Origin of the sequence: Kaistia dalseonensis, from assembly GCF_030814715.1 — a bacterium.
GTDB classification, from domain to species: Bacteria; Pseudomonadota; Alphaproteobacteria; order Rhizobiales; family Kaistiaceae; genus Kaistia; species Kaistia dalseonensis.
Map to the genome: position 1 here is coordinate 1127412 of NZ_JAUSVO010000001.1, position 12400 is coordinate 1139811.

11 protein-coding genes and 1 pseudogene are annotated in these 12400 nt (G+C 65.5%); 1 reads left to right on the plus strand and 11 read right to left on the minus strand.

The genetic code is table 11. The annotated features are described in order from the left end of the window. Window positions 1–118: 118 nt before the first annotated feature. Entirely contained in the window at window positions 119–697 is a 579-nt protein-coding gene (locus tag QO014_RS05175; protein WP_266347552.1) for an HdeD family acid-resistance protein, read from the minus strand. A gap of 319 nt (window positions 698–1016) precedes the next feature. Between QO014_RS05175 and QO014_RS24550 the strand changes: the two are divergent. After that, window positions 1017–1631, plus strand: a pseudogene (locus QO014_RS24550) (transposase family protein); the annotation flags it as partial. A gap of 30 nt (window positions 1632–1661) precedes the next feature. Here the strand turns inward: QO014_RS24550 and mfd are convergent. The 10 genes from mfd to QO014_RS05240 all read right to left on the minus strand — a co-directional run bounded on the left by mfd (window position 1662) and on the right by QO014_RS05240 (window position 12383). After that, window positions 1662–5168, minus strand: a complete 3507-nt coding sequence (mfd, locus tag QO014_RS05195; protein ID WP_266347553.1) for a transcription-repair coupling factor — start codon at window positions 5166–5168, stop codon at window positions 1662–1664. Window positions 5169–5172: 4 nt separating this feature from the next. Next, on the minus strand, window positions 5173–5460 hold the full coding sequence (locus tag QO014_RS05200) for an FAD assembly factor SdhE (RefSeq protein ID WP_266347554.1): 288 nt from the start codon (window positions 5458–5460) through the stop codon (window positions 5173–5175). Between the two features lie 74 nt (window positions 5461–5534). Continuing rightward, entirely contained in the window at window positions 5535–6977 is a 1443-nt protein-coding gene (locus QO014_RS05205; RefSeq protein ID WP_266347555.1) for an amidase, read from the minus strand. Next, window positions 6974–8152, minus strand: a complete 1179-nt coding sequence (locus tag QO014_RS05210) for an amidase (RefSeq protein WP_266347556.1) — start codon at window positions 8150–8152, stop codon at window positions 6974–6976. Before QO014_RS05210 ends, QO014_RS05205 begins: the two co-directional genes overlap by 4 nt. 26 nt (window positions 8153–8178) lie before the next feature. Then, window positions 8179–8595 carry an oxalurate catabolism protein HpxZ gene (hpxZ, locus tag QO014_RS05215; protein ID WP_266347557.1) on the minus strand — a complete coding sequence of 139 codons (417 nt, stop codon included), beginning with the start codon at window positions 8593–8595 and terminating at the stop codon, window positions 8179–8181. Between the two features lie 83 nt (window positions 8596–8678). After that, entirely contained in the window at window positions 8679–9602 is a 924-nt protein-coding gene (locus tag QO014_RS05220) for a ribokinase (RefSeq protein WP_266347558.1), read from the minus strand. 84 nt (window positions 9603–9686) lie between these two features. Beyond that, window positions 9687–10103 (minus strand): VOC family protein, encoded by a 417-nt coding sequence (locus QO014_RS05225; RefSeq protein WP_266347559.1) that lies wholly within the window; start codon window positions 10101–10103, stop codon window positions 9687–9689. A gap of 106 nt (window positions 10104–10209) precedes the next feature. After that, entirely contained in the window at window positions 10210–11475 is a 1266-nt protein-coding gene (locus tag QO014_RS05230; RefSeq protein WP_266347560.1) for an RNA polymerase sigma factor, read from the minus strand. Further along, window positions 11472–11879 (minus strand): YciI family protein, encoded by a 408-nt coding sequence (locus tag QO014_RS05235; protein WP_266347561.1) that lies wholly within the window; start codon window positions 11877–11879, stop codon window positions 11472–11474. Before QO014_RS05235 ends, QO014_RS05230 begins: the two co-directional genes overlap by 4 nt. A gap of 138 nt (window positions 11880–12017) precedes the next feature. Beyond that, window positions 12018–12383, minus strand: a complete 366-nt coding sequence (locus QO014_RS05240) for a hypothetical protein (RefSeq protein WP_266347562.1) — start codon at window positions 12381–12383, stop codon at window positions 12018–12020. Window positions 12384–12400 lie beyond the last annotated feature (17 nt).

Below are 12400 nucleotides of genomic sequence, written 5' to 3' on the forward strand. Positions count from 1 at the left end.
CGGCGCCTGGGTTCACTTCGGCCATACGAGTCGGGCGGCCAGCCTTTGGAATGCAGCCCTCAGCGGAAGGCACGGCGCGCCCCATCGCGAGCCGGCCGGCCCGACCGGTTGTCCTCGATCAAACCGCGGCAACGCGCCGGAGGCCGAGGCCGACGCTGATCCAGCCGATACCGGCCATCAGAAGGTCAACGCCGAGGAAGATGCCGAGCACCGACAGCGACGACACCGGCCAATGCGCCAGAATGATCAGGCCGAGCAGCAGCGTGATCGCGCCCGAGATGACCACCCAGATCCAGGGCGTGCCGTGTTTCATGCCGAAGCCCAGGAAAATCCTCACGAGACCCGAAACGAGCAGCGCCGCGCCGAGAACGAGGGTCAGCCCAGCCGCCGTCAAGAGCGGATTGGTGAAGGCGATGAAGCCGGCGACGATATAGAGGGCGCCGAGCACCAGCCAGAAGAGGAAGCGTCCCCAGGTCTTGATCTGGAATGAGCTGACGACCTCCGCCGCGCCGGCGACGATCATCATGATTCCGATGAAGTAGACGCTCACAACCGTCGCCGTGATCACGCTGCCGAGCGCCAGCAGGCCGGCCACGGCATAGATGGCGCCCAGAGCAACGATCCAGCCCCATTTGGCGCTGAGCGGTGCCAGTGACGGCGGCGGCCCGAGATCCAAACCGGTTATTGTGTTCGACATCGCGATCCCCTCTTCTTCAAGAAGCGGCCATACCGCCGGGATGGCGGATTGCCAGGACAGACTGTCATTTCACCCCTTCATCGGAGCGACGCGCGTCGGCCATTGATCGCTTAGCTTCGGGCCGCGCCCGCTGTATAGCGCTGCACCCAATTGGACATCGGCACCTTGATTCACGTCAAACCTAGCCGAAGTCGCGCCGCGTCCTCCGAAGTCAATGTCGTGCGCTCCGTCGATATCTTGGGAGCGCACGACATTGACTTCGGTATTTGATCCCGGACTTTGATGTTGCGCTCTCGACGCAGGAATTGAGGGATGCGCTATGGGCCAGGTTCTGCATGGGAGCGCCACAACGACAGGGGCGATCCGTCGAGCGATTGAGCATGGTCAAGAGAGGCTGAGGGTTCGGGCGCAGCGCTACGGCATCAATCCGAAGACCGTGGCGAAGTGGAAGAGGCGGTGGGGTCTCAGCGGTTCCCTGCAGGATCGAGATCGTGCTCACCGACAATGGCATCCAGTTCGCGGATCCGCCGATCGCGGAACTGCCCAAGAACCGTTCCGGACCGACCGCCAGATGGCGCGGGCACGCCTTTGATCGCGGCTGTCAGGCCACGGTATCGAGCACCGGCTAACGAAGCCCAGGCACCCCTGGAGTGAGGAGGATCGGGAAATGGTCCGGCGGACCATTTCCCCGACGAACAGCCAGGTCGAGCGGATGAATCGCACCATCAAGGAGGCGACCATCAAGCGCCTCCACTACGACGGCCATGACCAGCTCCGCGCTCACCTCGAGCGCTTCATCTCCGCCTGCAACTTCGCCCGCCGCCTCAAGGGCCTGAAGGGCCAAACGCCCTACGAGTTCATCTGCAAACGATGGACGATCGAGCCCCAAAAGGTCAGGACCGATCTCATCCACCAAATGCCGCGACTAGACAGCAAGAACCGGCCATGGCCTCTTGGGAGCTGCTTAAGCCGCCTTCTTGCCGTCGCCTGTGGCGAGCCTTGCGAGTTGTGTCAGCACGACCGCTGTTCCCTTGAGGCGCTTGTCGGCGTCTTCCCAGTCGCGGATCAGGACGATCTTCTGGTCCGGCCGCACCTTTGCCAGGCTGCCCTGCTCGCCAATGTAGCGGATCAGTCCGGCCGGGTTCGGGAAGGTCGAATGGCGGAAGGCGATGACGATGCCCTTCGGGCCCGCATCGACCTTCTCGACATTGGCCTTGCGACAGAGCGCCTTGATGTAGACGATCTTGAGCAAGTGCTCGACTTCCTCCGGTAGCGGACCGAATCGGTCGATCAACTCGGCTCCGAACGAATCGATCTGCTCCGGCTCGTCGAGATCGCCGAGGCGGCGATAGAGGCCGAGGCGGAGCTGGAGGTCCGGCACATAGGTTTCCGGCAGCATGACCGGCGTGCCGACGGTGATCTGCGGCGACCAGCGGCCATCGGCCTCGCCACCCTCCTCGTCGCCACCCTGGCGAAGCTGCGCCACCGCCTCTTCCAGCATCTGCTGGTAGAGCTCGTAGCCGACTTCCTTGATGTGGCCCGACTGCTCCTCGCCGAGGAGGTTGCCCGCGCCGCGGATGTCGAGATCGTGGCTCGCGAGCTGGAAGCCGGCGCCAAGCGTATCGAGCGATTGCAGCACCTTGAGGCGGCGATCGGCCATGGCGGTCAGTCGTTTTTCGGCCGGCACGGTGAACAACGCATAGGCCCGCGTCTTCGAACGGCCGACGCGGCCGCGCAGCTGATAGAGCTGTGCGAGGCCGAACATGTCGGCGCGATGCACGATCAGCGTGTTGGCGGTTGGAATATCGAGACCGGATTCCACGATCGTCGTCGAGAGCAGAACGTCATAGGCGCCGTCATAGAAGGCGTTCATCACGTCTTCGAGTTCCGTCGCCGGCATCTGGCCATGCGCCACCGCGACCTTCACCTCCGGCACGAACTTCTCGAGGAATTCCTTGCGTTCGGCGAGGTCGGAGAGACGCGGGCAGACATAGAAGCTCTGCCCGCCGCGATAGCGTTCGCGCAGCAGCGCCTCGCGCACGGTGAGGGCGTCGAAGGGCGAGATGAAGGTGCGCACCGCCATGCGATCGACCGGCGGCGTCGTGATCAGCGACAACTCGCGCACACCCGTCAGCGCCAGTTGCAGCGTGCGTGGGATCGGGGTCGCCGACAGCGTCAGGACGTGCACATCCGCCTTGAGCTCCTTCAGCCGTTCCTTGTGCTTGACGCCGAAATGCTGCTCCTCGTCGATGATGAGCAGGCCGAGATCCTTGAACTCGATGCCCTTGCCGAGCAGGGCATGGGTGCCGACGACGATATCGACCTGGCCTTCTTTCAGTCCCTTCTTGGTCTCGGCCAGGTCCTTGGCCGTGACCAGCCGTGAGGCTTGCTCGACGCGGACGGCAAAGCCGGCGAAGCGGTTGGAGAAGGTCTTGAAATGCTGACGCGAGAGAAGCGTCGTCGGAACGACGACGGCGACCTGCTTGCCGCTCATGACGGCGACGAAGGCGGCGCGAAGCGCGACCTCCGTCTTGCCGAAGCCGACATCGCCGCAGATCAGCCGATCCATCGGCGTGCCGGCCGAAAGATCGGCAATGACGGCCTCGATGGCCGCGAACTGGTCCTCTGTCTCCTCATAGGGGAAGCGCGCGGCGAACTCGTCATAGAGCCCCTCGGGCGGAGCCAGGACCGAGCCGTGGCGCATGGCGCGCGCCGCCGCGATCTTGATCAATTGCCCCGCCATGTCGCGGATGCGCTTCTTGAGCTTGGCCTTGCGCGCCTGCCAGGCGACGCCGCCGAGCTTGTCGAGCACCGCCTCGGCATCCTCCGAGCCATAGCGCGACAGCAACTCGATGTTCTCGACCGGAAGATAGAGCCGGTCGCCGCCCTGATAGGTGATCTCGAGGCAGTCATGCGGCGCACCGGCCGCCGTGATGGTCTTTAAGCCTGCAAACCGGCCGATGCCGTGATCGACATGGACGACGAGATCCCCCTCGGCGAGGCCGGTCACCTCGGTCAGGAAATCGGACGCTTTCTTGGAGCGCTTGCGCGGGCGAACGAGACGATCACCCAGAATGTCCTGTTCGCCGACAACGGCGATCTCGGGCGTCTCGAAGCCGGTCTCGAGGCCGAACACGGCGAGGCCGACCACGCCCTTCTCGAGCTTTTCGACGCCATACCAGTCGCCGACCTGCTGCACGCGCTTCAGATTGTGGTCGGCGAGCACCTGGGCCAGACGGTCGCGCGCGCCCTCCGACCACGAGGCGATCACGACGCGCTTCTTTTCGCGCATCGCACCGATATGGTTGATCACGGCGTCGAAAACGTTGACATCGCCGGCGGTGCGCTCGGCCGCGAAGGTGCGTCCCTGGCGGCCGCCGAGATCGAGCACCATCGTGTCGTCCGGCTCGGCGAACGGCGTCATCCGCAAGAGCGGGGCGGTCTTCTCGCGGCTCGTCCACTCCTCGCGATCGAGGTAGAGCTGCTTCGGCGGAATGGGGCGGTAGGGCACGCCACCATCGCCCTGCGCCATGGCGCTCTTGCGCGCGTCATAATGGTCGACGATATCGTCCAACCGCTCGACGATGGCTTCCTCGGCAAGGTGATCGAGAACGACCGGCGCGCCGGGCACATAGTCGAACAGCGTATCGAGCCCCTCGACGAAGAGAGGCAGCCAGTGCTCGAGGCCGGTATAGCGGCGCCCCTCGCTCACCGAATGATAGAGCAGGTCATCCCGATTGGTGGCGCCGAACAGCGCCACATAATGCTCGCGGAACCGCGCGATCGCATCCGGCGAGAGCACGACTTCGCTCATCGGCACGAGGTCGAGCCGCTTCTTCTGCGCGATCGTACGCTGGCTTTCGACATCGAAGGAGCGGATCGAATCGATCGTATCGCCGAAGAAATCGACGCGGATCGGCTCGCCCTGCCCGGCCGCGAAGAGATCGACGATGCCGCCGCGCACGGCATATTCGCCGGCCTCGCGCACGGTTGAGGTCCGGAGGAAGCCGTTATCCTCCAGCCAGTGGGTCAGCCGGTCCATGGAGAGCTGATTGCCGGGCGCAATCGACAGGCTCTGGCGCGCGATCTGCTCGCGGCGCGGCACGCGCTGCACGATCGCGTTGACGGTGGTCAACACGACGAGCGTACGACCCTTCTTCACCTCGTAGTGGGCAAGATCCGACAGCGCCGCCATGCGCCGCGCGATCACCGCGGCGTTGGGCGATACGCGGTCATAAGGCATGCAGTCCCAGGCCGGGACGGACACAAACTCCGTTGCCGGTGCGAAAAAACGGATCGCCTGTTCCAGATCTGCCATGCGCGTGCCATCGCGCGCCACGACGAGCAGATAAGGCCGGTCTGTCTTGCGGCAGAGCGCGGCGAGATCGGCGACGACCTTTCCGTCCATGCCATCCGGAACGCCGGAGAGCACCGTCGAGCGGCGACCGAGAATGGTGTCGAAGCGGATCATTTGACTATCGGATGGTAGCGCCGGCGAAGGCGGCAATCTTGCGGAAGAAGGGCGTGTCGATATCGGCGGGCAAGGCTTGCTGGTTGGTGAGCCAGTTCAAGAGATCGCTGTCCTGCTCATCCAGAAGCTGGTCGAGTTCGTCGAGTTCGGCATCATCCAGAAGAGCGATCTGGGCGTCGGCGAAGCGGCCGAGGATCAGATCCATTTCGCGCATGCCGCGATGCCAACAGCGAAAATGGGTCTTCCGACGTCGAACGTCCAGTCCAGCGCTCGACAATGTGGTTCCGGTCATAGCCATCTCCTGCTCGCGCCGGTGTCATACGTCCGAAGCGGCCCGAGTGCCAGCCGAGAATCGGCCGCTCCGCTTCAGGCCGCCTGAAGCGCTTCGCCGAGCGGCAGGGCTCCGATCCAGGGGCGGGCGCGCTCGATCTGCCCGGCGAGCGCGAACAGCCTGTCCTCGCGGCCGAGCGCCGCGCCGAACTGGACGCCGACCGGCATGCCGTCGACGACATCGAAGGGCACGCTCATGGCCGGCATGCCGGCAGCGTTGAAGTGCCCAGTGAAGCCTCCGAAGGCGCCGAGGCGCTCGCCGAAGCGCGCCAAATCCGTGGAATCTGGATCGAGATGGCCGATGGAAAGCCGCGCCTGCGCCGTGACGGGCGAAAGGAGCAGATCATAATCCTCGAAGAATGCCGCCAATATCCGTCCAACCGCGTGAGCGCCGTCAATGGCGCGGACATGGTCGACTGCGCTCAGGGAGAGCGCCTCGTCCATCGCGGCGGCCGTGATCGGCTCCATCAGGGCGCGGGGATCAGCAATGCCATGCGCGGCCGCGAAATCCTCGACCAAAGCAAGCGTGAAGGCGGCGCCGAGACGGCGGAAGAGCGTGCCGAGACGGGAGCTATCTACCGCGGGCCTCGCCTCCTCGACATGGTGGCCGAGCTGTTCGCAGAAACGCGCAGCCCTCTCGACCGTCGCCGCACAGGCCGGATCGACTGCCCGTCCGCTAAAGGGTGTCTTCATCAGCGCGATCCTGAGCGGCGTGGGATCGCGGCCGGCATGCGCCTCGAACGACACGGCCGGCGCCGGCAGGCTGGAGCGTCCACCGGCCTCGGCGCCGGCGGTCGCGTCAAGCAGTCGGGCGCTGTCGCGCACGCTGCGGGTCAGCGCGTGCGAAGCGGACATGCCGAAGTAGATCTCGCTCGCCTTCGGGCCGGACGGCGTGCGGCCGCGGCTCGGCTTCAGTCCGAAAAGTCCACAGAGTGAGGCCGGCATGCGGATCGAGCCGCCGCCATCCGTGCCATGCGCCATCGGCACCAGACCGGCCGCGACAGCCGCCGCCGTGCCGCCACTGGAGCCCGCCGTCGAATAGGCCGTGTTCCATGGATTGCGCGTCGGGCCGAAGGCGAGCGGCTCGCAGGCGGAACTGTTGCCGAGTTCGGCCGAATTCGTCTTGCCGAAGATGACGAGGCCGGCCGCCTTGTAGCGCGCGACGAGCGTCGAATCGTAGTCGGGCACGAAGTTCGCAAAGAGGCGGCTGCCATTGCTCAGCACCGTGCCCGCGAGCGCGAGATCGAGATCCTTCAAAAGGAAAGGCACGCCTCGGAAGGGGCCGTCCGGCAGGCCGTTGCCGATAGCGGCGCGGGCGAGGTCATAGTGCTTGTGCACGACGGCGTTGAGTGCCGGGTTGAGCGTCTCGACCCGCTCGATGGCTGTCTCCAGCAGTTCAAGTGGCGATACCGCCTTCGACGCCACCAGATCGGCCAGCGCAACGGCGTCATATCGCTCATAGTCGGGGATAAGGCTCATGAGGACGGCTTCCCGAGCGCGCGGGCGAATTCGATCAGAGAGAGATCGGAGCCCCGTGCGCCGAGGATGGCTATGCCCACGGGGATCGTGCCGGCCTGGCCGAGCGGCAGGTTGACCAGCGGCAGGCCGGAAAGCCCGGCAATAGCGGTGAGATTGACGATCCGGTCGCCAGCCTCGTTCATGACCGAGAGCGGCGCGTCGCGGTGGGGCGGCAGGATCGGCATGGTCGGGAAGCAGATGACGCGCCCACCCGCGAGCAGCGCATCGAGCCGCGCACGGATCGCGGTGCGCAGTAACGCCGCCTCGGTCCTCTCGCTCTCGGGAATGAGCGCGGCATGGGCAAGAGTCGAGCCGACCTCATAGGAAAAGCGCGGATTATAGGTATCAACCCAGGCCCGGAACGTCCGGCTGAATTCGGAGCATTGCAGGCGGACCTGAGCCCTGTTCCAGGCGGGAAGCCCCTCCTCCGCGATCACGATCTCGCGCGACGCGCCGACGGCCCTGGCGATGCTGCGCGTTGGCTCCGCGGCGGCGTCGCGCACGACCGGATCGCAGGCGGCAAAGGCATCGGTCGCAAACAGTATCTCGGTGATTGGCGCTGCCGGCGCAGCGTCCTGCAGCAGGACGGCGCCGACCTTGGCAAAGATCTCTGCGCCGGCGGCGAAATAGCCGGCTGTGTCGAAGGATGGCGCCTGCGTCATCAGCCCTTCGACGGATATCGCACCGTGGGTCGGTCGGATGCCGTAAATGCCGGTGAAGCTCGAGGGTACGCGCACCGATCCGCCTGAATCCGTGCCGAGCGCGAAATCCACAAGCCCGCCAGCGACAGCTGCCGCCGAGCCGCTTGACGAGCCGCCCGGAAAGCGATCCGGCGCCTTGGGGTTGATCGGCGTCCCGTCGAACTGGTTTCGGCCGAGGAGGCCGAGCGAGATTTCGTCAGTGATCGTCTTGCCGGCGAGTGTTGCCCCAGCGTCGAGCAGGCGCTGAACCGCCCAGGCGTGACGGCGGGCCGGCGGATGGGTGCGCGCCCAGTCGGGATTGCCGCAGCCGGTGACGAAGCCCGCCACGTCGAACAGGTCTTTTGATGCGAAGGTGAGGCCCGAAAGCGGCCCCTGCCCCGTTGGCTGGACGACGACATTCGTGCCCGGCACGAAGGCACCGTAGAGATCCTGCATGATCGCTCCTGCTGCGGCGTGTTCGGTCAAGATGTGGCGGACGGCGTGTCCTGCCGTTCGATCGGCGGCGTGTCGATCACGCTGACATGGGCCGCCACGACGTGCCATGCGCCGTCGATCCGTGCCCAGCTCTGCTGCTGGCGGCCGATCTGGCCATCGGGAACGTCGGTATAGAGCGTCGAGACCGTCGCGAAATCGCGCCCGAAGGTGGTGATGACGGTCTCGGTCAATGCGCGATCGATTCCCGTCTTCACCCGCGTCTTGTTGAAGGCCTTGATCGGCGCATAGCCATACTGGATCTGCGCTGCGCCATAGCGGACGGTGTGCGGGCTGTTCCAGAACAGTTCGTCGAGCGTCGGAATGTCGACCGCGACCAGCGACGCCTCGTAGAGTTCAAAGGCGACGCGCACCTCGGCGACGATCTCGGGATCGTTGACGATCACGTATATTCTCCCAGGAGAGGGCAGGACGCCGTTTGAGGAAGTACGGCCAACTCCATGATGCGACGTGAAAATCGCCTTGGCAATCAGTCAGCCGCGACAATCCGCGCCGAGGCGCCCAGAATGTCGTCGAGCTCGGATTCTGTGGGGAAGGCGCTCCGGGTGCCTCGCCGCGTGACGGTGATCGAGGCAGCCTTCGTCGCGGCGCGAAGGCTCGTGCCGAGATCGCGCTGCGCGCCAAGGAAGGCGGCGATGAATGCGCCCGTGAAGCTGTCGCCGGCCCCGGTCGTATCGACCGCGATGACCGGTTCGGCGCTGGCACGGTGCAGCCTCCCTTCGCGGTCGAGCGCGATCGCGCCCTCGCGACCAAGAGTGAGCACGATGATGCCGACACCGTCCCGCCTCAGTTGGCGCAGGGCCGCTTCCGGCTCGGCGTCGGGGACGAACAGGCCCGCCTCCTCGCGGTTGAGCACGAGAATGTCGACCAGCGGCCAGAATGTTCGGAACGCGATATCAACCGGCGATGGATTGAAAACGGTGCGCACGCCGCGCGCCTTTGCGAGGGCCAGGGCCGCTTCGGTGGTATCGTGGCGCAGATTGCCTTGCATGAGCAGGGCGTCACCACGCTCGATCCGGCAGAGCAGTGCATCCACATCGGCGGGCTGGATCGACGCGGCACAGCCGACAACCGAGGCTATGGCGTTCTCGCCGTCCGGCGCGACGAAGATGAGCGAGCGGTCCGTGGCGCGCGGCAGGACGATGAAATCCGTCGGCTCCAGCCCCTCGCCTTTCAGTTCCTGGCTGATCCACGCACCTTCGGCATCAGCGCCGATCGGTGCGACGAGGTGGACGGCACAGCCGGCGCGCCTCAGCACGAGCGCCTGATTGGCCCCCTTGCCCCCAATATCGCGCTCAGGGGCTCCGACGATGATCGTATGGCCCGGCTGCGGCCATTGCGCCGCTGCCATGGTTTCATCGACGCCGGCATTGCCGAGGACCCAAAATCGCATGCTGAACTCCGAGATGCGATCGAAGGATCGTCCCGGAGATGCTGCGCCGTCAACCGCGAGCCGACACGCGGCGGCCGAGCGGGCTCAATTGCCGCCGATCGACCACATGACACCGAAGCTGTCCTTGAGCTGTCCGTAGCGATCGCCCCAGAACATGCGGTCGAGTGGCATGATGATCTGAAGTCCGGCGTCTGTCGCCCGCTTCCACCAGTGATCGACGTCATCGACCTGCAGGTGCAGCGTGAAGGCCTGTGGCGTCTGCGCCGGCGAGCCATACTCGGGAAAGGGATCGCTCAACATGACGGACGCATCGTTGATGTAGAGGTGCAGATGCATGGTGCGCCCCTTATCGTCGAGCGGATAGCGGGCAACCTCCTTGGCGCCAAAGGCCCGCTCGTAGAGTTCTGCGGCCTTTGCCGCGCCGTCGACGTTCAGATAGGCGGTCACGCCGCTCTTGACCTTCGGATCGGTGACGCCTTCGGCGAGCTGGATACCGGACATGATGTTCCCTCCTCTGTCATGACGCTGCGCCATATGAGCGTCCATGTCCCCAAGGACGCGCTGAACGCGTACAAGCCGACAGGGAAGCTATGAGTTTTCGCCGACGTCAGACCGTGGCGCCGGCTGGCGCCGAATCATGCGCCAGGCGGTCGAGATGGCTGCGTATATGGGCGGCCTCGGCCGGCGTGCTCGCGAGCGCGATCGCACGTCCGAAGGCTGTTCGCGCTTCGTCATTGCGGCCGAGCTGCATCAGGAAGGCGCCCTTGACGCCGAAGAAATGGAAATAGCCGGAGAGCTGCGGAGCGAGCGGCTCGATCAGCCGGAGCGCGGCTTCCGGCCCCGCGACCTTGGAGAGCGCCACCGCCCGGTTCAGCGTCACGACCGGCGAGGGCTGGATCTTCTCCAGCGTCGCATACAGCAAATCGATCTGTACCCAGTCAGTATCTTCGGCGCGGACGGCGCGGGCATGCAGCGCGGCAATAGCTGCCTGCAACTGGTAGGGGCCGGGCCTCAGGTGACGGATCGCCTTGTCGATCAGCGCCAGCCCTTCCGCGATCATCTTGGCGTTCCAGCGGCTGCGATCCTGGTCTTCCATCAGGACGATGGCGCCATCCGCGTCGAGCCGCGCCGCGGTGCGGGCATGCTGGAGCAGCATGAGCGCGGTCAGGCCCATGATCTCGGGTTCGGCAGGGAAAAGCCGCAGAAGCAGGCGCGCGAGCCGGATCGCCTCGTCGCAGAGGGGTGCGCGCCCAGGCGCTTCGAGCCCGGTGGCCGAATAGCCCTCGTTGAAGACGAGATAGATCATCGTCGCCACCACGGCGAGCCGTTCGGCACGCTCGATCGGCCCTGGCGCCTCGAAGGGAACGCCGGCAGCAGCGATGCGGCTCTTGGCGCGGGTGATCCGCTGCTCCATGGCGCTTTCGCTGACGAGAAAGGCGCGGGCGATCTGGCGAACGGAAAGGCCGGAGACGATGCGCAGCGCCAGCGGAATCTGTTGCGTGGCCGGCAGGTCGGGATGGCAGCAGATGAAGAGCAGCCGCAGGATGTCGTCGCGATAATGCGCGTCGTCCAGGCGCTCGGCGAGCGACGCCTCGGCATCGTCAAGGTCGGAAAGCACGGCCTCGTCCGGCAGTTCGCGCTCCTTGCCGCGCCGCCGCACGACATCGATTGCGGCGTTACGGCCAACGAAGATGAGCCAGGCCGCCGGATCGCGCGGCGGGCCGTTCTGCGGCCAGAGCCTGAGCGCCCGCAGGCACGCCTCCTGAAATGCTTCTTCCGCGATGTCGAGATCGCGGAAATAGCGCAGGAGCGCGCCGATCGCCTGCGGGCGGGCGGCCGAGAGCGTCGTGTCGATCCAGGCCAGCTCGGTCAAGGCTTGGGTTCCCCCGATTGGCCCGGAGCCACTGCTCCGGCCGAAGGGCCGGGAAAGAACGTGCCGACGGGCCGGATCTCATAGGAGCCGCCCGGATTGGCCTTTCCGAGTTCCTTCGCTGTATCGAGCACCGCGTCGAGCGATTCACCCTCGATCAGGTAGAAGCCGAGCAACTGTTCCTTGGTCTCGGCGAAGGGGCCATCCAGCACCAAGGGCGGCTCGCGGTCCTTGCGCAAGGTGGTCGCGGCGGTCGTCGGCAGCAGTCTGGCCACCGGGCCGAGTCGGCCCTCGCGCACCAGCTTTTCCTGCACGACGGCAAGTTTGGCCATGACAGCGTCGTCCTCCTCCTTGGTCCAGGAGCCGACGACGTCTTCCGAATGGTAGCAGAGAATGGCGTACAGCATGAGCGTTCCTCGTCGCTATGAAGACGAAGAACTATGCCCGCAGCCGACAATTTCCGGCACCAAAAAACGCGAACGTCCCGATATTGGCCGTCGGGCGCAATAGTGTCGGGACGCAAGACAATCTCGGGTGCGGCGGGATTACTCGCAGCGGAAGCTGCCGCTCGCGGTCGAGCCTGTCGCGTTCTGCAGGGTGAGCGCGATCGTAGATGCTTCAACCAGCTGCGTGGTGCCGCTCTGCATGGCGAGTTCGCCCTTGACGCCGTTCAGGAGCTTGTATTCGAGGAGCACCGTCGAATTGGCGCCGACATGGGCGGCGGTCACGACCCAGGTCAGATCCTGAGGGACGTCGATGATGGATTTAGGGCCGGCATCGCGGGCGTTGAGCGCCCAACTGCCGGTCTTGCAGGCCGGATCCTTGGCCTTGGACTTGGCAAAGCTCGCCTGCGGTGCAAGCGAAAGCGCCATCGCGGCGGCGAGCGCCAGCATCAGGTGCGGTCTGTTCATTCTCGGCTGAACCCTTC

Bases quoted from the DNA above. Each gene is read 5' to 3' on its own strand.
- QO014_RS05235 (WP_266347561.1), bottom strand. From the start codon at position 11,879: ATGCTGTACGCCATTCTCTGCTACCATTCGGAAGACGTCGTCGGCTCC.
- QO014_RS05220 (WP_266347558.1), bottom strand. From the start codon at position 9,602: ATGCGATTTTGGGTCCTCGGCAATGCCGGCGTCGATGAAACCATGGCA.
- QO014_RS05210 (WP_266347556.1), bottom strand. From the start codon at position 8,152: ATGCAGGATCTCTACGGTGCCTTCGTGCCGGGCACGAATGTCGTCGTC.
- QO014_RS05205 (WP_266347555.1), bottom strand. From the start codon at position 6,977: ATGAGCCTTATCCCCGACTATGAGCGATATGACGCCGTTGCGCTGGCC.
- mfd (WP_266347553.1), bottom strand. From the start codon at position 5,168: ATGATCCGCTTCGACACCATTCTCGGTCGCCGCTCGACGGTGCTCTCC.
- QO014_RS05200 (WP_266347554.1), bottom strand. From the start codon at position 5,460: ATGACCGGAACCACATTGTCGAGCGCTGGACTGGACGTTCGACGTCGG.
- QO014_RS05240 (WP_266347562.1), bottom strand. From the start codon at position 12,383: ATGAACAGACCGCACCTGATGCTGGCGCTCGCCGCCGCGATGGCGCTT.
- QO014_RS05225 (WP_266347559.1), bottom strand. From the start codon at position 10,103: ATGTCCGGTATCCAGCTCGCCGAAGGCGTCACCGATCCGAAGGTCAAG.
- QO014_RS05175 (WP_266347552.1), bottom strand. From the start codon at position 697: ATGTCGAACACAATAACCGGTTTGGATCTCGGGCCGCCGCCGTCACTG.